At 64.4% G+C, this 22944-nt stretch carries 24 protein-coding genes; 17 read left to right on the top strand and 7 right to left on the bottom strand.

All coding sequences use genetic code 11. The annotated features are described in order from the left end of the window. Nucleotides 1-66 precede the first annotated feature (66 nt). Nucleotides 67-1350 (top strand): IS256 family transposase, encoded by a 1284-nt coding sequence (locus ACXDF8_RS26315; RefSeq protein ID WP_457225951.1) that lies wholly within the window; start codon nt 67-69, stop codon nt 1348-1350. A gap of 56 nt (nt 1351-1406) precedes the next feature. On the opposite strand, the gene dmpG is transcribed toward ACXDF8_RS26315, so the two are convergent. From dmpG to ACXDF8_RS26290, 5 genes are read right to left on the bottom strand one after another with little or no spacing between them, the layout of a single operon-like run. Further along, nucleotides 1407-2432: a 4-hydroxy-2-oxovalerate aldolase gene (gene dmpG / locus ACXDF8_RS26310; protein ID WP_457226186.1), complete on the bottom strand. Its 1026-nt coding sequence runs from the start codon at nt 2430-2432 to the stop codon at nt 1407-1409. Continuing rightward, nucleotides 2429-3385 (bottom strand): acetaldehyde dehydrogenase (acetylating), encoded by a 957-nt coding sequence (locus ACXDF8_RS26305; protein WP_457226185.1) that lies wholly within the window; start codon nt 3383-3385, stop codon nt 2429-2431. Before ACXDF8_RS26305 ends, dmpG begins: the two co-directional genes overlap by 4 nt. Continuing rightward, a complete protein-coding gene (locus ACXDF8_RS26300; RefSeq protein WP_457226184.1) occupies nt 3382-4191 on the bottom strand; it encodes a 2-keto-4-pentenoate hydratase in 810 nt (269 codons plus the stop codon). Before ACXDF8_RS26300 ends, ACXDF8_RS26305 begins: the two co-directional genes overlap by 4 nt. Beyond that, nucleotides 4188-5135, bottom strand: coding sequence for a 3-carboxyethylcatechol 2,3-dioxygenase (locus ACXDF8_RS26295; RefSeq protein WP_457226183.1), 948 nt, complete (start codon nt 5133-5135; stop codon nt 4188-4190). Before ACXDF8_RS26295 ends, ACXDF8_RS26300 begins: the two co-directional genes overlap by 4 nt. After that, nucleotides 5132-6127 carry a zinc-binding dehydrogenase gene (locus ACXDF8_RS26290; protein WP_457226182.1) on the bottom strand — a complete coding sequence of 332 codons (996 nt, stop codon included), beginning with the start codon at nt 6125-6127 and terminating at the stop codon, nt 5132-5134. Before ACXDF8_RS26290 ends, ACXDF8_RS26295 begins: the two co-directional genes overlap by 4 nt. A gap of 286 nt (nt 6128-6413) precedes the next feature. On the opposite strand from ACXDF8_RS26290, the gene ACXDF8_RS26285 reads away from it, so the two are divergent. From ACXDF8_RS26285 to ACXDF8_RS26255, 7 genes are read left to right on the top strand one after another with little or no spacing between them, the layout of a single operon-like run. Continuing rightward, the gene (locus ACXDF8_RS26285; RefSeq protein WP_457226190.1) at nt 6414-7586 is read left to right on the top strand and encodes an aromatic ring-hydroxylating dioxygenase subunit alpha; all 1173 of its coding nucleotides are present in this window, start codon (nt 6414-6416) and stop codon (nt 7584-7586) included. Next, on the top strand, nt 7583-7918 hold the full coding sequence (locus tag ACXDF8_RS26280; protein WP_457226181.1) for a non-heme iron oxygenase ferredoxin subunit: 336 nt from the start codon (nt 7583-7585) through the stop codon (nt 7916-7918). The genes ACXDF8_RS26285 and ACXDF8_RS26280 overlap by 4 nt, the downstream gene beginning before the upstream one ends. Next, on the top strand, nt 7918-9132 hold the full coding sequence (locus ACXDF8_RS26275; RefSeq protein WP_457226180.1) for an NAD(P)/FAD-dependent oxidoreductase: 1215 nt from the start codon (nt 7918-7920) through the stop codon (nt 9130-9132). Before ACXDF8_RS26280 ends, ACXDF8_RS26275 begins: the two co-directional genes overlap by 1 nt. Nucleotides 9133-9182: 50 nt before the next feature. Then, nucleotides 9183-9761, top strand: a complete 579-nt coding sequence (locus tag ACXDF8_RS26270) for an aromatic-ring-hydroxylating dioxygenase subunit beta (RefSeq protein WP_457226189.1) — start codon at nt 9183-9185, stop codon at nt 9759-9761. Nucleotides 9762-9783: 22 nt separating this feature from the next. Beyond that, complete coding sequence (locus ACXDF8_RS26265) at nt 9784-10662, top strand: alpha/beta fold hydrolase (RefSeq protein WP_457226179.1); 879 nt, start codon at nt 9784-9786, stop codon at nt 10660-10662. Further along, a complete protein-coding gene (locus ACXDF8_RS26260; protein WP_457226178.1) occupies nt 10659-11492 on the top strand; it encodes an SDR family NAD(P)-dependent oxidoreductase in 834 nt (277 codons plus the stop codon). Before ACXDF8_RS26265 ends, ACXDF8_RS26260 begins: the two co-directional genes overlap by 4 nt. After that, entirely contained in the window at nt 11489-11929 is a 441-nt protein-coding gene (locus tag ACXDF8_RS26255) for a hypothetical protein (RefSeq protein WP_457226177.1), read from the top strand. The genes ACXDF8_RS26260 and ACXDF8_RS26255 overlap by 4 nt, the downstream gene beginning before the upstream one ends. Here the strand turns inward: ACXDF8_RS26255 and ACXDF8_RS26250 are convergent, their stop codons facing one another. Beyond that, on the bottom strand, nt 11930-12700 hold the full coding sequence (locus ACXDF8_RS26250) for an IclR family transcriptional regulator (protein ID WP_457226176.1): 771 nt from the start codon (nt 12698-12700) through the stop codon (nt 11930-11932). Between the two features lie 176 nt (nt 12701-12876). Between ACXDF8_RS26250 and ACXDF8_RS26245 the strand changes: the two genes are divergently transcribed. Further along, nucleotides 12877-13431, top strand: a complete 555-nt coding sequence (locus ACXDF8_RS26245) for a helix-turn-helix domain-containing protein (protein WP_457226175.1) — start codon at nt 12877-12879, stop codon at nt 13429-13431. Between the two features lie 107 nt (nt 13432-13538). Here the strand turns inward: ACXDF8_RS26245 and ACXDF8_RS26240 are convergent, their stop codons facing one another. Then, entirely contained in the window at nt 13539-15041 is a 1503-nt protein-coding gene (locus ACXDF8_RS26240) for a bifunctional 3-(3-hydroxy-phenyl)propionate/3-hydroxycinnamic acid hydroxylase (RefSeq protein ID WP_457226188.1), read from the bottom strand. Nucleotides 15042-15491: 450 nt separating this feature from the next. On the opposite strand from ACXDF8_RS26240, the gene ACXDF8_RS26235 reads away from it, so the two are divergent. The 8 genes from ACXDF8_RS26235 (at nt 15492) to ACXDF8_RS26200 (ending at nt 22942) form a co-directional block, all read left to right on the top strand. Further along, nucleotides 15492-17486, top strand: a complete 1995-nt coding sequence (locus ACXDF8_RS26235; protein ID WP_457226174.1) for an acetoacetate--CoA ligase — start codon at nt 15492-15494, stop codon at nt 17484-17486. Nucleotides 17487-17541: 55 nt separating this feature from the next. After that, nucleotides 17542-18486 (top strand): fumarylacetoacetate hydrolase family protein, encoded by a 945-nt coding sequence (locus ACXDF8_RS26230; RefSeq protein WP_457226173.1) that lies wholly within the window; start codon nt 17542-17544, stop codon nt 18484-18486. Beyond that, a complete protein-coding gene (locus ACXDF8_RS26225; protein ID WP_457226172.1) occupies nt 18483-18929 on the top strand; it encodes a nuclear transport factor 2 family protein in 447 nt (148 codons plus the stop codon). The genes ACXDF8_RS26230 and ACXDF8_RS26225 overlap by 4 nt, the downstream gene beginning before the upstream one ends. Continuing rightward, the gene (locus ACXDF8_RS26220) at nt 18922-19308 is read left to right on the top strand and encodes a cupin domain-containing protein (RefSeq protein ID WP_457226171.1); all 387 of its coding nucleotides are present in this window, start codon (nt 18922-18924) and stop codon (nt 19306-19308) included. Before ACXDF8_RS26225 ends, ACXDF8_RS26220 begins: the two co-directional genes overlap by 8 nt. Before the next feature lie 23 nt (nt 19309-19331). Then, nucleotides 19332-20348 (top strand): amidohydrolase family protein, encoded by a 1017-nt coding sequence (locus ACXDF8_RS26215; protein WP_457226187.1) that lies wholly within the window; start codon nt 19332-19334, stop codon nt 20346-20348. Further along, entirely contained in the window at nt 20309-20656 is a 348-nt protein-coding gene (locus ACXDF8_RS26210) for an amidohydrolase family protein (RefSeq protein ID WP_457226170.1), read from the top strand. Before ACXDF8_RS26215 ends, ACXDF8_RS26210 begins: the two co-directional genes overlap by 40 nt. Nucleotides 20657-20718: 62 nt before the next feature. Beyond that, nucleotides 20719-21516: a GntR family transcriptional regulator gene (locus tag ACXDF8_RS26205; protein WP_457226169.1), complete on the top strand. Its 798-nt coding sequence runs from the start codon at nt 20719-20721 to the stop codon at nt 21514-21516. Nucleotides 21517-21838: 322 nt separating this feature from the next. Further along, nucleotides 21839-22942 (top strand): IS3 family transposase, encoded by a 1104-nt coding sequence (locus ACXDF8_RS26200; RefSeq protein ID WP_457223823.1) that lies wholly within the window; start codon nt 21839-21841, stop codon nt 22940-22942. The last annotated feature ends 2 nt before the right edge of the window (nt 22943-22944 follow it).

Raw genomic sequence — 22944 nt, 5'->3', positions numbered from 1 at the left:
GGGACTGTGGAAGTAACGGTGTTTCCGGCACTGACACGCTGAGCGATGCTCGGCGAGAAAGGTGCCGTGATGACGACACTGGAAGATGTGGCGAAGAAGAAGGCGGCTGAGCAGTCCGCAGCGCAGAAGGCTGCGGTCGAGCTGGTCCGACTAGCACAGGAACAGGGCCTGTCGCTGACCGGGCCCGACGGGCTGCTCAAACAGCTGACCAAGACGGTCCTGGAGACCGCACTCAATGAGGAGATGACCGAGCACCTCGGGTATGAGAAACACGACCCGCCCGAGGCGGGGTCGGGCAACATCCGCAACGGGACCCGCACCAAGACGGTGCTGACCGACACCACCGGCCCGGTCGAACTCGACGTGCCGCGCGATCGGGCATCGACGTTCGAGCCCCAGATCGTCAAGAAACGTCAACGCCGACTGTCCGGGGTCGATGAGGTGGTCTTGTCCTTGTACGCCAAAGGGCTTACCACCGGGGAGATTTCAGCGCACTTCGCCGAGATCTACGGGGCATCGGTGTCCAAGGAGACGATCAGTCGCATCACCGACAAGGTCATCGAGGAGATGAACGACTGGTCGGTGCGGCCCCTGGATGAAACCTACGCTGCGATCTTCATCGACGCGATCGTGGTCAAGGTCCGCGACGGCCAGGTCGCCAACCGGCCGTTCTACGCGGCCATCGGGGTCACCCTGGCCGGGGAACGCGACATCCTCGGATTGTGGGCCGGCACCGGCGGGGAGGGCGCCAAGTTCTGGATGAGCGTGCTCACCGATCTGCGCAACCGCGGCATCAAGGACACCTTCTTCGTCGTCTGCGACGGGCTCAAGGGACTGCCGGAGGTGGTGGGCAACGTATGGCCGCGGGCGATCGTGCAGACCTGCATCATCCATCTGCTGCGCAACACCTTTCGGCTCACCTCCCGCAAGTACTGGGACGAGATCAAGCGTGATGTGAAACCGATCTACACCGCAGTCAACGCGACTGCGGCCCGCACGGCGTTCGACGATCTGGCCCAGAAATGGGGGCAACGCTACCCGGCGGTGATCCGCCTGTGGGACAACGCCTGGGACGAGTTCATCCCATTCCTGGACTACGACGTGGAGATCCGCCGTGTCATCTGTAGCACCAATGCCATCGAGTCGCTCAACGCCCGCTACCGCCGCGCGATCAAAGCCCGCGGCCACTTCCCCTCCGAGCAGGCCGCCCTCAAGTGCCTGTATCTGGTCACCCGATCACTGGACCCGACCGGTGCCGGCAGGGCACGATGGACGATGCGGTGGAAACCTGCCCTGAATGCGTTCGCGATCACCTTCGCCGACCGATTCCCGGCAGCCGAAACCTACTGATCAAAACCGCCGGAAACACCGTTAACGAGATAGTCCCGCGAGACTCATTGGAGAACTCACTGTGTGCGAGTGGATTCGCTCGACAGCAGGTCCAGTGCGATGTCGACGATCATGTCTTCCTGGCCACCGACGAGACCGCGCCTACCCACCTCGAGCAATAGGGTGCGGGCATCGACGTCGTAGCGCTTAGCCGCCTTCTCCGCGTGCCGCAGAAACGACGAGTACACGCCGGCGTATCCGAGCGTGAGCGTCTCGCGGTCCACCTGAACCGGTCGATCACGCAGTGGCCGGACCAGATCGTCGGCGGCGTCCTGCAGTGCGAACAGATCACAGCGGTGCGTCCATCCATTGATGTTCGCCACGGCGATGAAAGCCTCGATGGGGCAGTTCCCCGCGCCGGCACCCTGACCGGCCAACGACGCGTCGACTCTGACGACCCCCTCCTCGACGGCGATCACCGAATTAGCCACCGACAGAGACAGATTCTCGTGCGCGTGGATGCCGATCTGGGTGCCGTCGGCCAAGACCTCGCGGTACGCGCGGATGCGTTCACGGACGCCGTCCATGGTGAGCCTGCCGCCGGAGTCGGTCACGTAGACGCAGTTCGCGCCGTAGGACTCCATGAGTTTGGCCTGTCGAGCGAGTTCCGCGGCGGGTGCCATGTGGCTCATCATCAGGAATCCCGACACGTCCATGCCGAGATCGCGAGCCTTCGCGATGTGCTGTGCCGAGATGTCGGCCTCGGTGCAGTGCGTGGCGATCCGGACGGATCGCACGCCGGCAGCGTGGGCACGTTCGAGTTCGACGATGGTGCCGATGCCTGGCAGCAACAGGGTGGTGAGGACGGCGTTCGAGATGTTCTCAGCAGCTGCCTCGATCCACTCCCAGTCGGTGTGGCTGCCCGGTCCGTAGTTGAGGGAACCGCCGGCCAGGCCATCACCGTGCGCGACCTCGATCGCGTCCACCCCCGCCGCGTCGAGGGCGGCCACGATGCGGCCGACGTCGCTGGGTTCGATGCGGTGCCTGATGGCATGCATCCCGTCACGCAGGGTGACGTCTTGGATGTACAGCGGTGTGTTCACAGGGACATCTCCGCTTCGACGCGACTACGTTGAGCTATGGCCTCGGCGACGCGTAACGCGGCCGAGGTCATGATGTCGAGGTTGCCCGCGTAGGCGGGCAGGTAGTGGGCGGCCCCTTCGACTTCCAAGAAGATCGACACCTGGGTGGTGACCGGCGGCGAGCCTTCGGGCACCAGGGTGTGCACCGGTTCGCCGTCGGCAATGGGGGTGAACTGCACCTGCTGCTTGAGCCGGTACCCAGGCACGTACGCGGCAACCCGATCGGCCATCGCCGTCACCGAGTCCCGGATGGCGTCGTGATCGGCGTCGCCGATGAGGCATAGCACGGTGTCGCGCATGATCAACGGGGGGTCGGCGGGGTTGAGGACGATGATTGCCTTGCCACGGGTGGCGCCACCGACGGATTCGATGGCGTGCGAAGTTGTTTCGGTGAACTCGTCGATGTTGGCCCTGGTGCCGGGACCAGCCGATTTAGAAGCGATGGAGGCTACGATCTCGGCGTAGGGAACCGGGGTGATCGCCGACACGGCGGCCACCATCGGGATGGTGGCCTGGCCGCCGCACGTCACCATGTTGACGTTGTCGACGCCGGCGTCGAGGCACTCGTCGAGGTTCACCGGGGGGACCACGAACGGCCCGATCGCGGCAGGTGTCAGGTCGATCAGCTTCTTCCCGTAGGGCGCCAACCGCGCCGCGTTGGCGACGTGAGCCTTGGCCGAGGTGGCATCCAGAACGATGTCGATCTCTGCGAAGTTCGGGAGCGCGATCAATCCGTCGACCCCGTCGTGCGTCGTGGGGATGCCGAGCCGCTTCGCCCGCGCCAAGCCGTCGGAGGCAGCATCGATGCCCACCATGGCTCCGACCTCGAGGATCTCGGATAGCCGCAGCACCTTGAACATGAGGTCGGTGCCGATATTGCCGGAGCCGATGATGGCTACCTTGGTCTTAATCACGACTCCTCCTGCAGGTCAGAGAAATTCGCCGTAACCTCGCCCAGCGGACCGATCTCGGCGCGGATCCGTGTCCCCGGAGGCGCCGCCACCATCGGCCCGAGCGCTCCCGACAGGATGACGTGGCCGGCGCGCAGGGGATCTCCGTATTCGATGGCAGTGCGTGCCAGCCAGCCGAGCGCAGTCAATGGATCACCCAGGCACGCGGTGCCGTGGCCCTCGGATGCCAGTGTGTCGTCGGCATACATCTGCATGGTGACATCCTTCGGCTCGAACTCATCCAGGGTGAGCCGATGCTGGCCAAGCACGAACAGACCAGAGGAGCCGTTGTCGGCGACGGTGTCCGCGATCGTGAGATCCCAATTGGCGATCCGGCTGTCGACGATCTCCAGGGCGGCTACGGCGTAGTCGACGGCGGCTCTGACCCGCTCCTCGTCGATGCCGCCACCGTCGAGGTCTGCCTTCAGCACGAAGGCGATCTCGGCTTCGGCCTTCGGCTGCAGTAGTCGGTGCGAGGGGACGAGGGCAGCGGAGGTGACGTCCATGTCGGCGAACAGCACCCCGAAGTCGGGCTGATCGACTCCCAACTGCTTCTGGACGGCTGGCGACGTCAGGCCGATCTTGCGTCCCACGACATGTGCCCCGCCGGCGATCCGGCGTGTGGTGAGTTGGTTCTGTACCGCATATGCGGCAGCGATGTCGTCGGCACCGATGAGGTCGCGTATGGGTGCGACCGGCTTGCCGGTGGTGATTGCAGTTTCGATGCGTTCGCGCGCCTCGGTGATCACTGCAGAGCGGTCTGTCGTCATGAGGTCTCCTGCGTTGCGGTAGCCACTGCGAAGCCGGCGATCCAGGATGGAATCGGCTCGTAGAAGCGGGAAGTGAGGCGGTAGTCGGTCCCGAAGGCGGCAAGGGACGCAAACGCCGCGATCCAGGTGCGTACCTCGTGGGCCGAACCACCTGCCTCGGCGGCCATGCCCTCGGCGGTCCAGGCGTCGAACTCGTCGAGCGCGCGGCTTTCGATGATGTCGAGGAGCCGGTTGTCCCATGTGGGATTGATGGGGATCATCGACGTGGTTCCGGCTACGTAGTCGCGGCCGGCCTGAACCACCCGGCCCTCCCCCTTGAGGCGTTGTTCGGGTGTCGGGGGATGTCCCTCGATCAGGGCGTCGGCCACCCGCGGTGGCGCCCCCTCGAGCACGGGTACCGGAGGATCGTGGGACAGCCCGCCGGAGGCGACGAACAGGACGCGACGGTCCAGCTCGGCGGCTGCCTCGCCGACCGCGGTGCCGAGCGCTCGGATGCGGCTGATCGGGCACAGCGGCGTAGCCACTCCGTTGACGAAGATCGGCACGACGGGGACGCGATCGATGCCACCGAACAACGTCTCCAGCGGCTGGGCGAATCCGTGATCGACCGTCATTCGTGCTGAAACCGTCAAGTCGACCCCACGTTCCAAGACCCCCACGGCAAGAGCCTTGGCGGCCTCGGTGTCGACCGACAGCGGACCCTCCCGCGAGCCGAAGTCGCCAACGGCGTTCGCTGCGGTCGCCAGGCAGAAGGGCGGCATCTCCTTGTAGAAGAATCCGTTGTAGTGGTCGGGTGCATACAGGACGACCAGCTCGGGCGCGAAGTCGGCGATGAACGTCTTGGCTTGTCGTACAGCCTCGTCGACCCGTGTGAGCACTTCCGGTTCGGGATCGTTCTTCCCGATCAGCGGCGAGTGTGACAGGCCGACGGCAGCTGCGGTCACGACCGATCTCCGTCTTTTGGTGCAGGTGGATGGATGACGACTTTGCCGGTCAGCGTGCCGTCGACCATGAGCTGAAAGCCGTTGTGAATCTCGCTCAGTGGCATGGTGCGATCGATCACCGGTCGGGTGTTGGTGGCCTCCAGCATCCGCAGCATCGCCACCAGTTCGCTGCGGGTACAGCCCGTGGAACCGAGGATTTGCTGCTGCAGGTAGAAGATCCGCCCCAGGTCGGCGGACGGATTCATACCGGTGGTGGCGCCTGCGACCACAACGGTGCCGCCGGGGCGAAGGGATTTCAGCGAATGAGACCAGGTGGCCTCGCCGACGGTTTCGATGACGATGTCGACGCGCTCGGGCAGCCGTTCGCCAGTCGGCAGGGCAGCGTGCGCCCCCCAGCTGAGGGCATCTGCACGCTTGGCCTCGGTGCGGCTGGTGGCATAGACGACCGCCCCGGCGGCGCACGCGATCTTGATCGCCGCGGACGCGACGCCGCCACCGGCGCCTTGGACCAGGACGCGGTCACCGGGTCGCAAGTTGGCCTTGGTGAACAACATTCGGTAAGCGGTGGTCCATGCTACGGGCAGGCAGGCGGCCTCGTCGAAGGACAACCAGGCCGGCTTGGGTACGAGGTTGCGCCGTGGCACCGTCAGGTACTCGGCGAATGCACCGTTGTGGCGTTCCGAGAGCAGGGCACGGTTCGGGTCGAGCGTCTCGTCACCACCACCGGCGTCCGAATCGGCAATCACCGGGTAGACGATCACCTCATTGCCGTCCTCGTCGTAGCCTGCGGCATCGCAGCCGAGCACGATCGGCAGATTCTCGGGTGAATGCCCGACGCCACGCAGCGTCCACAGGTCGTGCATGTTCAGCGACGAGGACACGACGCGTACCACTGCCCAGCCGTCCTTCGGTCGGGGCTTGGGCACCTCGGTCAGCAGAAGTCCGGACAACGGGTCGTCGGGGTTTTGGGATACGGCTGTTGCGGCAAGCACCCGACCAGATTCGCGTGGATGGGCGCGCAATCCCACTAGGTGTGCCGCTGTGCGAAACGTTTGGTGGAGGTTAACTTCGCGATCGAGTTTCGTGTCTGTCATGACGTCAACGAAGGAGCCGGGCGTCGAGTCACAGGTAGTGACCGCGCCTGAACGCGGCGGACTGCAACGCCCCGCCGAGTTGACCCGCAACATCGACGTGTCGGGTCTGGTCGACAACGCAGGCGGCCTGCTGGATCGTGCCGTGTGGACCGACGAGGAGATCTACCGCCAGGAACTGCGCCGTATCTTCGCGACCAGCTGGCTGTTCCTGGCGCACACCGATCAATTCCACAAACCGGGTGACTTCTTCACCACCTACATGGGTGAAGACCCGGTGATCGTCACGATGGACAAGAACCGCCAGATCAAGGTGTTCTTGAACTCGTGCCGACATCGCGGGGCCCGCGTATGCCGTGCCGACTACGGTGCTACCAAGAGCTTTACGTGCACATACCATGGCTGGGCTTACGATCTCGAGGGCAAGCTGATCAGCATCCCTAACAGCGAGGGGTACCCGGAAGGGTTCAGCGCCGCCGATTGGGGGCTCGTCGAGGTACCGCACGTGGACTCCTACCACGGGCTGATCTTCGGGACGTGGGATCCCAACCCTGAGGGGCTGCGGGAATCCCTCGGTGACATGGCGTGGTACATGGACGCGATGCTCGACCACGACGAAGAGGCCACGGTAGTCGTTGGTGGCGTGCACAAGTGGGTCCTCGATGGCAACTGGAAGCTCGCGGCCGAGCAGTTTGCCACCGACTGGTACCACGTCAACATGAGCCATGCTTCGGCGTTGACGGTGCTGTCACCGAAGGGCAAGCCCCGCGCGGAGATCGTGCACCGAACCGGACGTCAGTACGTCGACCCCAAGGGCCATGGGCACGGCTTCCCCGTGCACCCTCGCAACCGGTTCGACTCCCAGACCGTTCACGAGTGGATGGACTACGACGCCTTGCGTGAACGCCTCGGTGACGCCAGGGTAGAAGGCCCGCTGACCACCGGGCACGCCAACGTCTTTCCCAACTTCTCCTATCTGCCGGTCAACGGTTCGATCCGAATTTGGCACCCGAAGGGGCCCGATCGGATGGAAGTTTGGGCGTGGACGATCGTCGACAAGTCAATGCCCGAAGAGGTGCGTGAAGCCCAGCGGCTCTACAACCTCCGCACCTTTGGGCCAAGCGGGATCTTCGAGCAGGACGACGGTGAGAACTGGAGCGAGGTGCAGGCGATCTCGCACGGGTTCATCACCAACGCCGTGCCGCTGAACTATCAGATGGGAATGGGATCCGAGCGACACGACGGGATCCATCCGGGCACCACAAGTGAGCTCTATAGCGATGCGGCCGCGCGGTCGTTCTATGCCCGTTGGCGCGACCTGATGAACACGCCGGCCTGGCACGAGACGGCCCAGCCATGACCGACGGCATCCGGGTTGCCGCGCTGGACGATATCCCCGAGGGCGAGGGCATCGCCGTCGACCGGGTGGTCACGGGCACCGACGACGACATCGCACTGCTGCGCGATGATGACGGCACGGTGTGGGCATTGAACGACACGTGTACGCATGCCGACGCGTCGCTCGCTGAGGGATGGGTCGAGGGCGGCTTCGTGGAGTGCCCGCTGCACGCCAGCAGGTTCTGTCTCAAAACCGGTGCAGTACAAGGTATGCCGGCGACCGAGGACGCCGTCGCGCACCGCGTCGAGGTCCGCGGCAACGACGTGTACCTGTTCCCGGGACAACGGCCCTGATGGCCGGCGGGGTGGTGGTGGTCGGCGGCGGTATCGGTGGCGTCAGCACGATCGCGGCACTGAGGTCCGGCGGGTACGACGGGGACTTGACGCTGATCGACGGCGGCGAATTTCCCTACGACCGTCCCCCGCTGTCCAAGGAGTACCTGGCGGGGACCGCGAACCTCGAGGACATCGCGTTGCAATCACCGCAGTGGTTCGACGACCAGCGGGTGAGGCTGATGGCGCAGACCACCGTTACCGCGTTGCGGGCCGACGCCGGCGCGGTGGAGCTCACCGATGGATCGACGGTGTCTGCCGACCACGTGATCCTGGCGACGGGTGCACGGGCTGCCCGGCCGCCCATTCCTGGCGCCGACAGCGCGCGTGTCCACGTGTTGCGGAGCGCTGAGGACGCCGACCGTCTGCGTGCTGCTCTGGCTCCGGGCGCGCGGGTGCTGATCGTCGGGGCGGGACTGATCGGTGCCGAAGTGGCCTCCACCGCTTCCGAACTGGGGTGTCAGGTGGTGGTCGCCGATCCCGTGTCACCGCCTCTCGCCGGGGCATTTGGGGTAGACGTCGCCACCTGGCTGCACGGCATTCACGCGACCCGTGGCGTGACAACGGTGCATGGCGCCATCTCGGAGTTCGAGGACACCGGTAACGGGGTCTCGGTTCGACTGGCCGGTGAGGCGAATCTCCGGCAGTTCGACGTCGCGGTGCTCGCCGTCGGCATGGTTGCCGAGACATCGCTCGCCCGAGCGGCCGGCCTCCAGGTGAACCGCGGCATCGTCGTGGATGCGGGCCAGCGGACGTCCAACGCCGCGGTGTTCGCCGTGGGCGACGCAGCGGTCGTCCACTCCGACGGTGCACCCCCGCACCGTAGCGAGCATTGGGAGGCCGCTCAACACGACGGAGCCCGTGCTGCGGCGACGATTCTGGGCATCGAGCCGCCCGCCGACAGCGCGCCATGGTTCTGGACCGACCGTCATGGTCTACACGTGGAAGTCGTTGGTGCACTGGACAACGTCGATGATACCGCCACGCGAGGAGTCTTCGGCGAAGTGCCGTTCTCGATCTTCGGCCTGCGTGATGGTCGGGTCGTCGGCGCGGTCAGCGTGGGTGATTCGACGGCAGCGAGGGCGGCGCGTCGCATGATCGACCGGGGCACCCCGGTGACTGCGACGCAGCTGTGCAATTCCGGCACCGATCTTCGGAAACTGTTGCGACAGTGACGTTGCGAGGGCCAAAGGATGACTCAAAACGAGTGAAGTGAGATGACATGATGAGCCCGACTGCCACCCCGCCGGCAACCGGACCGCTCGTGGGCCGGCGCGCCGACCGCGACGTCCATTTCGAGGTCGAGCAGTTCTATTTCGAAGAAGCCGAACTCCTCGACGATGGCCGGTTCGCGGACTGGCTGGATCTGCTTGCCGAGGATCTGGACTATTGGATGCCGTGTCGCACCAATAGATCACGCCGACAGCAAGCACTTTCGATCGCAGCTCGGGGCGAGGCTGCGTTCTACGACGAGACCAAGGACAGCTTGGCGTGGCGCATCCGCAGGTTCGATTCGGGTATGGCATGGGCTGAAGATCCACCGTCACGCACCCGCCATCTGGTCACGAATGTCGCGGTACGACATGCAGATCCAGTAGTGCACACCGGGTTCACGGCTGAGGATCTTGAGGTGCGGTCGGCTTTCCTGGTCTATCGCAACAGGCTGCAGCGCGAGGAAAATGTCTTCGCGGGCCGTCGCACGGACCTGCTGCGCCGCACCCCTGACGGGTTGCGGGTGGCACGGCGCGTGATCCTGCTCGACCAGAGCGTTCTGCAGGCCAAGAATCTCTCCACCTTCTTCTGAACCGGACCACCGAGGAGCAGCCATGACCACTACTGGAGTGGATCAGCAGGAATCGATCGACGTGCGGCGGTACGTCGTCGCTACGTCCTTTGGCCAGATCGCCGTCGCCGAGGCCGGCGAAGGACCCGTGCTGGTGATGCTGCACGGTGGTGGCCCCGGTGCATCCGGGGTCAGCAACTACCACCAGAACCTGGCTGCGCTGTCGCGGCACTTCCGGGTCGTCCTGCCCGACCAACCGGGATTCGGCGGAAGTTACCGCCCCACCGAGGAGGACCTCGACGCGCAATCCATCACCGAGATCGCCGTCGGAGCCCTGTTCGAAGCGCTCAACGAGCTCGGAATCGACCGTTTTCATCTGCTGGGCAACAGCCTTGGCGGTGCGGCGGCGATTGCCATGGCCCAAACGCAGCCCGAACGAATCTCCGGTCTGGTGTTGATGGCTCCCGGCGGCGGTTGGCTGCCATTCGGTCCGACGCCGACGGAGGGGCAGAAGGAGATGTTCCGTTACTACAACGGGGGCCCCTCGGAGAAGAAGATGGCCAACTTCATCCGAACAATGGTGTTCAATCACAAGCAGTTTGGCGAGGACGTCGTCAAGGCTCGCTACGAAGCCTCCCTGGACCCCAGCCACATCGAGTTCTACCACCGGTACAACGCCGCGTTCGCCAAGCGCCACGGGATGGATCCGCTGTGGCGTAACCTCCACAAGATCACCGCGCCAACGCTCCTGCTGTGGGGCCGTGATGACCGCACCATCACCCTCGATGGCTCCCAGATCATGTTGAAGCAGATCAAAAACGTGCAGTTGCATGTCTTCGGCAACTGCGGTCACTGGGTTCAGCTAGAACGGCAGCGTGATTTCGAACGGCTTGTCTCCGGCTTCCTGGTGGAGCTGTCGTGACCGGCTGGCTCCAGGACGACGTTGCTCTGATCACGGGCGGCGGATCCGGCATCGGACGCGCAGTGGCCGAGAGATTCGTGGCAGAGGGCGCGTCGGTGGTCATCATCGGCCGCAAGGCCGAGCAGCTTGCGGAGGTCGTCGACGAGTCCGCAGACCCTTCGCGGATCCACGGCATCGCCGCCGACGTTCGCAACTCGGAGCAGTTGCACGCCGCGGTGGAGGAAACGGTGCGGCGGTTCGGCAAGCTAGACACGCTGGTTGCCAACGCGGGCATCTGGGACTACCAGCGGCAACTGACCAAGCTTACGGGCGCGCAGCTGGATCAGACCTTCGACGAGGTGTTCTCGATCAACGTCAAGGGGTATCTCCTGGCGGCCGAAGCGTCGTGGCGCGAGCTGGTCAAGACCCGGGGCAGCATCATCATGACCCTGTCCAACGCCTCGTTCTATGTCAACGGCGGCGGGCCGATCTATACCGCGAGCAAGCACGCCTGCCTTGGTCTGATGCGCGAGCTGGCCTACGAGTTGGCGCCCAAGGTGCGCGTCAACGGCGTTGCGTGCGGAGCGATGAACACCAAGCTCAGCGGGCCGGCGGCGCTCGATCTGCAAGACCGGTCGATCGCGGCGTCGTTCGCCAAGAAGAAGGCCGACGATCCGCCCCCACCCATTCCCCTGCACGACTCCAGCACCGACCCCGCGGCTTTCACCGGTTCGTATGTGCTGCTGGCCTCGCGGAAGCAGAGCGGCCCCATCACGGGGCAGGCGATCGAAGTCGACGGCGGCATCCGGGTGCGCGGCTTCGCGAACGCCGCGGGCGGAGACCACTTGTGAGTGGGGCGTTTCTCGCCGACGTCGAGTTGGGGCCGTCATGGCAGCGAACGAGCGACGATCAGCGAGGCGTGGTGTTGCGCTGTGGTTCCGACGTAGCGTTTGGTGCCCGCCGAAGCATCGACGGCCGGCTGCGCGACGCCTACCCGGTGAGCCTCGACGACGTCGAGCTGTACGCCATCGATCGGATCGCCTCCCAGGGATTCACGCGCGCGCTTGCCGAGCTGACGCGGTCGATCCTGGCCGCTCGTGGCAGCTGCAGACGCGTCGTCTTCGCCGCCGAGGCGGGCGACGAGGCCGTCGTGTCGGCGGCGCGGGCAGCAGGGTTTCGCTACGTGCTGGATGTGGATGTGCCAGGAGCTGAGCTGAGCTTGCTGGTGGTCGAACCCGATTGGGTGACCAAGGCCGATCCCGATCTGGACGACATACCGGACTCGTGATCAGGCGACGCAGACGGGGCCCGCGCGGTGGAACCCTTGGCCGGCGGATGCGCACACGTGCCGGAGCGCGGCGGTGACGGCGCGCGTGTCCGTGGCCTTGGGCAGCGACACCGAGAGTGCCGCCACCGGCTTGCCGTTACGTCCCAGCACGGGTGCGGCGACGCATTGAACGCCCAGTCGGCTTTCCTCGACGTCGGTGGCGATTCCATCGCGCCGGATGGCCGTCAACTCCTGGGCCATGCGGCCCGGGTCGACGATCGACCTCGGGGTCAATCGTGGCAGCGGGCCAGCCAATGCGGCGGCCGCTGCATCCGCATCGGAGGCCAGCAACACCTTGCCGATGGCCGTGCAGGTCGCAGGCAATCGACCGCCGATGCGCGACGGCGCTGCGATAGTGCGATGACCGTAGAGCTTGGCCAGATAGAGCACATCGGATCCATGCAACGTCGCCAAATGGACTGTCTGCTTGGTCATTTCAAAGAGTTCGGTGAGGTACGGCAGCAGCACGTCGCGCAGGCGGTCCTGGCCGGGCGCGTAGACCCCGCGTCCGAGTTCGTGTAGCCGGGATCCCAGGCGGTAGTTCTTGCCCACCCGTTCGACCATGGCGTTGCGCTCGAGCATGCCGAGCACGCGAAATGCGGTGGATTTGCTCAGGCTGGTCCGGCGGGCGAGTTCGCTCACTCCGAGTCCAGTGCTCGCGTCGTCCCCGAATGCGACGAGCAGGCTAAACGCCTTGTCGATCGCCGCTCGGTCGTCGCGACCGGTGTCCATGACCGCCGCTGTCATATCGCACCTCCGACGTCCAGAGCCGGATGTCACTTTTGATCACCCGGCTCGTCACTATTACTTGACCTATATTGCAGAATTGGCGCTGGTTCGTCAACAATGACGAGGTGGCAATTAAAAGTGACACTCCCCGCGAGGTAAATGTTCTGGTAGCGCGCAACATGAAGCGATTCCGGCTGGAGCGCGCCATGTCGCTGGGAGAGTTGTCGCGGAGGTCGGGTCTATCGAAGCAGACGCTCTCGAAAATCGAACAGGGTGAGGGCAATCCGACAGTGGAGACCTTGGCGCAACTAGGCTCGGCCCTCGACATGCCTGCCCGGCGTTTGCTGACCGAATGGGGCACCCCGGTGTTCGTCCAACGGAGCGACGAAGCGGAGTGGTCGGGCGATCCGGCCTGGTCGGAGCGGATACTCGACGAGACATACGGCTCGGGATACGTGCGGACGCTCGCTTTGCGACTCACGCGTAACGGTGCTGACCAGGCGGTCGTCGAGCCGTACTCGGCGGGAACGCTTCACCACCTATACGTCATCACCGGGAAGTTGCGGACCGGCCCGATCACCGATCCGGTCGACTTGGCCGCCGGGGACTTTGCGCGCTTTCCTGGCGACGTGCCGCACCGTCACGTCTGCTTGAGTGACCGCGCCACTGCCCACATGGTGACGACCTTCCCTCAGGTCCGACAGTTCGGGCAGACGCCGAGGAGCACGACCTGACCATCCGGCGGGATCCGGAGTTTGCACAAATGCACGTGAGGACATTCCTCGCCGTCGCGGTGCGTCGAAGGGACGGGTGAGGGCGCACAATCGGCCAATTGGAAGACTCAGGCTCGGTCGCCGGCGCCCCGGTCATTGAAGTGTGCGGCGAGGTCGTCGACCAACGCGATCACCTCGTCGTCACCGCCGGCCGATCCGAACGTGTAACCATCGGGACGCACGAGAATCGACGACACCCCATGTGTGTGCATCCAATCCGAGAGCCGTCCGTCCGCGTCGTGATGCCCGACACCGTGGTGGGAGGCCAGGGTCACGATGGTGGCGCCGAGAGTATCCAGCAGTTCCAGACGCCGAGGCCCGAGTACCTGATCCGGATTCGGCGTGATGGTCACCAAAACGAAGCCGCCACCGCAGAGATCATCCATCCACGTGCTGCCATCGTCGGCGGCCAACAGTGGTTGCACCGCATAAGATCCCGCCAGCGCATCGACCCCGGGTGCGCGCAGCACGCCAGCCTTCAGCATCGGCGGCGGAGAAACGGGCGGAACCAGTCCGGCGCGCAACGCAGCGTCGCGCGCGTGGGCGATGTCGGGATCGAGGGTGCAGGAGAATTGACCCATCGTCAGCGACTCCTGTACCGCTGCGTCGGTCGCCGGCTTTCGCTCTGCCCCATAGGTGTCGAGCAACGCGGCGTCCGCTAGACCTCGAATGACGAAATCGAGTTTCCACGCGAGATTCGCTGCGTCGATGACACCGGAACACATTCCCTTGCCCATGAACGGCGGCATCAGGTGTGCGGCATCGCCGGCGAGCAGGATCCTGCGATCACGAAACGTCTGCGCACTCAGTGAACGGAACTCGTAAACCGCGCGGCGCACCAACACACCGACATCGGGAGATATGTAGGAACTCAGCAGCTGCCAGACCCGTTCTTCGGTGAAGTCGTCGGGCTGCTCGCCATCGAGCAGCATAAACTCCCACCGCCGGTGCGTGCTGCCATTCGCCACGATCGCATGCGGTCTCCGCGGATCGCATACCTGCGCTAGTCGGGGCAAACCGCTCAGTTGGCTGATTTCATGCGGTCGCACATCGACTACCAACCACTGCTCGGCAAACCCAAAATCGTCCCAACCTATCCCAGCAGCGTTGCGTACGAGGGAGTTCGCACCGTCGGCGCCTATCACCCAGCGGGCCCGGACGGTAAGTGCATCCTCGTCCTGGCTCGGCGCCGCGGGGACGGCACCCACCTCGACATGCGAGTCATGCTGGACAACGCTGCAAACGTCCCAGCCGCGCCGCACCGTCACCGACGGATGGCGCTGTGCCGCATCGTTCAGCGCCGCCTCGACGACGGGTTGATAGAACAGGTAGGTGGTTGCCCAGCCGGAGCGATGTCTTGCACTGAAATCGATTGTCAGCGAAGGATTTCCGTCGGCACCAATCCACTCATAGGCGTCGACCGGGACAATCTCGGACGCGATGGCATCGTCGATACCCAACCTGTGAAAGATGCGGCGGACTTCACCGTCGAAACCGACGGCACGAGGCAATGGATACGGTGCCGCATACCGTTCCAGGACGATGACGCGATGGCCGTATTGTCCGAGCAGCGCCGCCGCAACCTGTCCGACCGGGCCGTAGCCAACGATGACGACGTCGGCGTCGAGCTCCCCATGAGCGAGTACGGGCATCCTTGACTTCCAATCCGCGCCATCCGCACTGCGGTAGCGCCACTTTCATCTGGGTGGATATTGCGGCCGTCCGACCGGTTCCATCGGAACCCGACAGAGCGCACGACACGAGAGCCTGCAGGGCACCAGAGCGCGCGGGTGATTGAGGTCCTTCGAGCCGACCCAGTGTGATCCATGCCTCTCCAATCTGTCTACAGAGTGTCCACACAGCAATGCCTTTACGCAACTAGCCAGCCGAAGTTTGTTCGCTTGCACAAGCGCCTTACCCGGTGGACCCCGGACGGCTTAGATCTTCAGGCGACCCTGCGCGCAATCTTGACCCGCTAGCAGGAACTGCATACAGTTCTTCGAGACCGGAGGAGACCGCCAATGCCGTCCAGTGCTGGCACCCGCGTACCGGAGACGCTCGGAGACGTGGTGTGGACACCCCTTGCCGATGTGGTCCAGAAAAGCGGACTGACCGACTACCTTGAGTGGCTCGACGTCCACAAACAGCGACGATTCGCCGACTACATGGCACTGTGGCGGTGGTCGACCGACGACGTCGACGGATTCTGGCACTCGGTGGCGGAGTTCGAGGGTTTGGACCTGCTCTCTTCCCTGCCGGCCCTGACCGATGCCCGGATGCCCGGTGCCCAGTGGTTTCCCGGGGCCGAAATCAACTACGCGGAGCAGGCGTTCCGGAGGATGACCGACCCGGAGGCGCCCGCGCTGATCTGCGTCACCGAGGACGACGAATCGACAGTCACCTGGGCGGAGTTGAGCAGGCAGGTCGCTGCCTTCGCGACTCACCTCCGCGCGTCGGGGGTCGGACAGGGCGATCGAGTCGTGGGCTATCTGCCCAACACCGAAGTGCCGATAGTGGCGTTCCTGGCCTGCGCGTCCATCGGTGCGGTGTGGTCGGTGTGTTCACCCGAGTTCGGCGACCACGCCGTCGTCAATCGATTCAGCCAGCTGCGGCCGAAAGTGTTGGTTGCCAACACCGGATACCGATACGGTGGCAAGCAGCGCGACCGTGTCGAGAGCCTGGCCCTGATCGCCGGACAGCTCGAGTCGCTCGTCCAGGTCGTGTGCGTCGACACCCGTAACGCACCACGTCTGGATGTACCGGTCGTCTCCTGGACCGTCGCCACGTCGGGTAAGCATCGGCTGACGTTCGCCCCCGTTCCGTTCGACCACCCGCTGTGGGTGCTGTTCTCATCGGGAACCACCGGCCTTCCGAAGGGCATCGTGCATGGGCACGGGGGCATAGTTCTTGAGCATCTCAAGACACTGCGGCTGCAGAACGACCTGCGACCCGAAGATCGGTTCTTCTTCGTCGGTTCCACCTCATGGATGGTGTGGAATCTGATGGTGAGTGGATTGCTGGTGGGCGCAACGCTCATCGTTTTCGACGGCAGTCCCGCCCACCCCGACGTTTCAAGCCTCTGGCGGATCGCCGACCGCCACAAAGCGGCCATCCTGGGCATGGGCGCGGGCCTGATCAATACGTATCGCACGGCAGATCTGCAGCCGGGCAACGACTTCGACCTCAGCGCACTGCGATCCATCATCGTCACCGGGTCGCCGCTGGGGCCGGAGGGCTTCCGCTGGGTCAGTGATCGGGTTGGGTCGGATAAGTGGCTGGCCTCATGCAGCGGCGGGACAGATATCTGCTCGGCGTTTGTTGGCGCCGCTCCCACGTTGCCCGTCCGTGCCGGTCGCATTCAGGCTCCGTGCCTCGGAGTCGCCGTCGCCGCCTGGGACCCGAATGCTCAACCGATCATCAATGCACCGGGCGAGTTGGTCGTTACCAAGCCGATGCCGTCGATGCCCCTGCACTTCTGGGCCGACAGCGACGGCACCCGATACCTCGACAGCTACTTCCGGATGTATCCGGGAGTGTGGCGCCACGGCGATTTCATCGAGTTCGATACGGACGGCAGTTCTGTCATCCACGGCCGATCCGACTCGACCCTCAACCGGCAGGGTGTGCGGATGGGTTCAGCCGAAATCTATTCCGCTGTAGAGCATTTGCCAGAAGTCATCGAAGCGCTCGTGGTGGGCGTGGAACGTGGCGAACAGTACTTCGTCCCGTTGTTCGTTCAGCTGGTCGCCGGCTCCAATCCTGAGGAAGTCACCGCGCGGATACGCGATGAAATACGGGCATCGCTGTCGGCGCGCCATCTTCCGGACGACATCATCATCGTTCCCGGCATCCCTCACAACAAGATCGGCAAGAAGCTCGAAGTTCCCGTCAAACGGTTGCTGCAGGGCGCTCGCCTCGGCGATGTCGTCGACCCCGGTTCCGTCGACAACCTGGACCATCTTCGTCATATCGCCGAGCTCGTCGACCGTATCGCAAATACCCAGCCGTCTGGTTGACGCCGAGACTACCCCGATCCCTGCACGCCATGGACAACCACGTAAAGGACGCACTATGCGCTTAGCTACCTATGACAACGGCCACGGCCCCCGCCCCGCGCTGCAGCAGCACTCCCGGTCGGAGCTGACCGACATCGCCACTCTCGTGGCGGTTGCCGGCATCGACGACCTCGGCTCGTCCGACGGTGACATCGTCCCGATCTTGACCCGCGGACCGCAATTCGCGGCACAGCTGGGCGACTTGGCGACAAAGCACGAGGACGAACTGCGCGACCGCCAGGCGGTGTTCGCCCGCGAATCGGTGGCACTGTGTGCTCCGGTGCTCAAGCCGGAGAAGTTCATTTGTATCGGCCTGAACTATCACGACCATGCCGCCGAGACCGGTCAGGCGATTCCCACCGAGCCGATGTTCTTCGGCAAGTTCGCCAACTCGCTCATCGGTGACGGCGTGCCCGTACGTCCGCCGGCGGTGACCTCGCAGGTGGATTACGAGGCTGAACTCGCAGTGGTGATCGGCAAGGCCGGATCGAACATTCCCACCGGGTCCGCCCTCAGCCACGTTGCCGGAGTCATGCCGCTCAACGACGTCAGTGCCCGCGATCTCCAGATGGCCAACCAGCTGTGGACCGGCGGCAAGGCGATCGACACATTCGCACCGGCCGGCCCCTCACTGGTCCTGCTCGACGAGATCGACGACGTGCAGGCGCTGCCGATCAAAGCACGCGTCAACGGAAACGTCGTACAGGACTCCGACACGTCGGCAATGATCTTCTCCGTCGCCGATCTGGTCGCCTACCTGTCCCGCATCATGACCCTGGTGCCAGGTGACATCATCGCCACCGGCACGCCCGCGGGCGTGGCACGGTCGCACGGACCGATGACCTTCCTGCAGACCGGCGACGTCGTCGAGATCGACATCGAGACCGTCGGCACCCTCCGCAACCCGATCGGAAAGCCCGGCACGGCAGTGCACACCGAATCGGCGGTGGTCAGCGCATGACTGCGGCGGCAACACTGACCGACAGCGACCTTGCCGCGCTCAACGATCTGATCGTCGAGCATGCCTGGCTGCTCGATCACGCGCGCTGGCACGACGTTGCCGAACTCTACGCCGAGGACGGCACACTCACCATCGGTCCCAACAGTCTTGTCGGTCGGGAGCAGCTGCTGGCGTGGGCAGACCACCGCGCAACCAACACCGCCCGGCACACCCTCCATCAATGCACGAATGTCCGCATAGAGCCCGACGAACCCGGCTCTGCGGTGGGGACGGTCACGCTGGTGCTGCACGTGGTCGACGGAACCGGTGCACCGGTCATCGAGTACGTCGGGGAATACCGGGACCGCTATACGTTTGGCGCGGACGGGACTTGGCGTTTCGCGGCGCGTTCTCTGCATCCGCTTGGACCAATCGACTTGACAGATGGGGAAGGCAATGCCTAATCGCGTGATCCACTCGCGTCTTACGGAGCTGCCCCAGGAGAGCATCGCAGGTGGCGCTCTGGTGCGGACCGCAGTACGCAGCGATGGCTCGCTGGTGACCGTCAACTGGTTTCACCCCGGCCACGACATCCCCACTCCCCCTCCGCATTCGCACCCGTTCGATCAGATCAGCTTTGTGTTCGCGGGCACAGTCGGCTTCGAAGTCGATGGACAGGTATATGAAGTCGGTGCCGGAGAGGTGCTGCAGATTCCGGCTGATGCTCCGCATACCGCGTGGCTGATCGGTGAGGAGGTGGCGCTCAACGTCGACGTCTACGCCCCCGTTCGCGACGACTACCGTTACCTGGTGGAACACCAGGCCGACGCCTTCGACGACTGACCAAACCTGCCCGCGTCGTGACCATGCCATCCGCCACGCCCGACGTAGCGCACAGCACCTTCGTGGTGCGGGGCGGCACGGTCGTCACGATGGATCCAGAATCCGGCACGATGCTCGCCGACGTGCGTGTCGTCGACGGCCGCATCGATGCCGTGGGGTCGGTGCCAAAGGTACGCGGCGAGAACGTCTTCGACGCCACAGGCAAGGTGGTGTTACCGGGACTCATCGACACCCATCGGCACAACTGGCAAGGCGCACTTCGGCTTACCGGTTTCGGCTGGGACTTCCCCACCTACCGCCGCTACGTTCAGCAGACGTGGGGCCCCCGAGTCACACCCGAGGACGCCTACATCGGTGAGTTGATGGGTGCCCTGACAGCGCTGGACGCCGGCATCACTACCGTGCGCAGTGAGTCGCACATCCAGAACAGCCGCGACCACGCTGACGCTGTGGTCGCGGCGCTGCGCGACAGCGGTATCCGTGCCGTCCTCGCGCACGGGTGGCCGTCGACAGAATCCGACACCTGGATGCTCGGCAGCAGCAGGGGTCACCCGCCGGACATTCTCCGACTGCGGTCCGACGTTCTGTCCGATGACACCGCATTGGTCACCCTGAACGCCATGCTGCGGGGACCGGATATGACTACGCCAGAAGTCACGGTCGCCGACCTGGCCATGGCGCGCGACTTGGGTGTCCGAGCCAGCATGCACATGGGCTGGCGTCCCGGCGGTATCAACTTCCTGCACGAACGCGGACTGCTGGACAGCGACCTGCTGTTGGTGCACTGCTGCCGGTCGAGTGACGAGGAAATGGAGCAGGCGGCCGCGGCTGATGCCTCCATTTCCGTGGCGCCGGCCGTGGAGACGAGCATGCCGGGCCTGGGCCTGCCTGCGACGGATCGATTCCTGGCAGCTGGTGGCAGGGTCAGCCTCAGCAGCGACACCAAGATATGCGTCGCGGGTGACATGTTCACAGCCGGCGTGCGGCGCAAGCAGCATCGGTGCTGTATGCAACCACGCATCCCGACAAGGGCGTGGTAGCGCCCGCCGCTGCCGAACTGCTCGGATTCGTCACCCGCGATGCGGCCGTTGCGTCCGGGCTCGATGACCGGATCGGGACGATCACGGAGGGTAAGCAAGCCGACTTCATCATTGTCAATCTCGATGCGCTCAACCTCTATTCAGCAGCAGATCCGGTCGACGCCATAGTCGCCGCCGCCACACCTGCCAATGTTGAGCTGGTCATGGTAGGCGGGGTCGTCGTCAAGAACGGATCATCGACGTATGCCGGTCTCGACGACGTCATGCGTCAGGCGCGAGCGTCGCGCGCACGGGTAATGCGCGCCTAAACTGTATGCAGATGCGGCCCGACCGCTAGTGTGACTGCAAGGACAACGCGAAAGCGCTCGGCGTGGGAATCACGCCGAGCAGCGGACTGATGAAGGCGGAATCATTGACCGAAGTCAGGGACGCCCCAGCGCCCGACACATCGTCGGCTGCGCCAGTCAATACGACTGCACAGGCATATGACGTCATCCGGCGGGCCATCATCAACGCCGAGCTCAAGCCGGGCGCAATCGTGTCACAGGTCCAGCTGGCGGCACAGCTTGACATCAGTCGTACCCCCCTTCGGGAGGCGCTGCGCAGGCTGCAAAGCGAAGGACTGCTCGAAGGCGACTTCAACCGGAGACTACGGGTGGCGTCGCTGTCGGTTGCGGACCTAGAGCAGGTTGCCGCGATGCGGATCGTGCTCGAGACGCTAGGAGTGCAGATCAGCGTTCCGCGCCTCGACACCCGCCAACTCGAACAGGCGACCAAGGCCTTTGAGGACATGGACAAGGCCTGGCTCAGCACAACTACGAGCTCGTTCGACGATTTCCGTATACCGCACCGGATATTTCACACGACCCTGTTCAGCGGGGCCGGCACCCGTATACGGTGCCAGCTTGAAGAGCTGTGGGACCATGCGGAACGCTATCGCACGTTCTATAGGCAATCGGCCAACAACGCGTTGGAGCTGGCCCATATTGCACATGACGAACACGAGGCGATTCTGCGTAGCGCGCACGAACGCAATGCCCGTGAGTGCGGCAAGCTGACCGCCGTCCACCTTGCACGGACGGCGCTGACCACGCTAGCCAAACTCGACCCGACACACGACCCCGCGGTGATTCGCCAGGCGACCCTCCTGGCCGCCGGCGAAGACTGATTCAACCTCCGGCGACGCTCAACACACGTTTGCCGACGTTTGCTCCCTCAAATAGACCGATCAGGGCCGCGGGGAAGGCACTCACTCCCCCATCAACTCGGTCCTCAACCGCCACGAGCAGACCAGAAGTCAGCCACTGCGAGAGCTTCTCTTGGGCCTCGTGAGGGGGACCCGTTTGGTGGTCCAGCTGATCTGTACCCGTGTTGTTGGTCCACGGTCATGCGAGTAGAGGGCAGAGTGATCATCGGGAGGTCACATGCCCCGTCAGTATTCGTCGTCGGTCCGTCGGCAAATCGTTGCGCGGCTGCGATCGGGTGAACCGGTGGCTGCCGTTGCGGTCGAGACCGGGATCTGTGAAGCAACTCTGTTCCGTTGGAAACGTCAGGCACTGATCGACGCCGGGGTCATCGAGGGCATTCCCAGTGTGGAGGCTGACGAACTCGCCGCGGCTCGCAAGCGGATCGCGGCGCTCGAGGCCGAGCTGGCCCTGACCCGCGACGCGTGCGAGCTGTTCGACGAGCAGGCGGTGGTGCCCCCAAAACGCCGACGCGCGATCACTGAGGGGCTGATCGCGCGAGGATACTCAGGCCGATCTGCCTGCCGGATAACAGGATTGACGCGTTCTCTATTGCAGTATCACCGGCACCGCCCTGTCCCGGACCGCGAGGTGCGTCGCCTCATTGTGGCCGACACGATCACCGAGATCCACCAACGCTCCCGCGGCACCTACGGGCGCCGGCGGGTCCGCGCGGCGTTGTTGGCCGACTACGAGATGAACGTCAACCACAAGCTCGTCAACTCGATAATGGCCGAGCACGGCCTGTACGGGGTGCCGCGTCCCGGGCGGCGGAAACCCAACCTGATTGGTGTCGACACCCCCGTTGACCTGGTCAATCGGCAGTTCACTGCCACCAAGCCGAACGAACTGTGGTGTACGGATATCACCGAACATCCCGCGCGTGACGGCAAGGTGTATTGCTGCGCGATCCTGGACTGCTTCTCGCGGATGATCGTCGCCCGCACCTTTTCCACCACCCCCGACACCGCCCTGGTCAACAATGCGGTCAACATGGCCGCCGATAGCAGAAACCGCAGTGGCCCAACGATTCTGCATGCCGACCATGGTAGTCAGTTCACGTCCTGGAGCTTTGGTGAGAACATGCGGCGGTGGGGCCTGCTCGGCTCGTTCGGTACCGTGGGCGACTGCTTCGATAACGCCGCCATGGAGTCCTTCTGGGCACGGATGCAAGTCGAACTACTCAACACCCGCCGTTGGGCCACCACCATCGAATTAGCTGCCGCCATGGCCGATTACATCGACAACTTCTACAACATCGAACGCCGGCACAGCTACCTCGGTAACATCAGCCCCACAGAGTACGAAACGCTCTGGACATCCACCTATTCGATCCCTCAACTCGCATGATC

This window comes from Mycolicibacterium sp. CBM1 (assembly GCF_054073305.1).
This window is presented reverse-complemented; position numbering and strand designations above follow the sequence as displayed.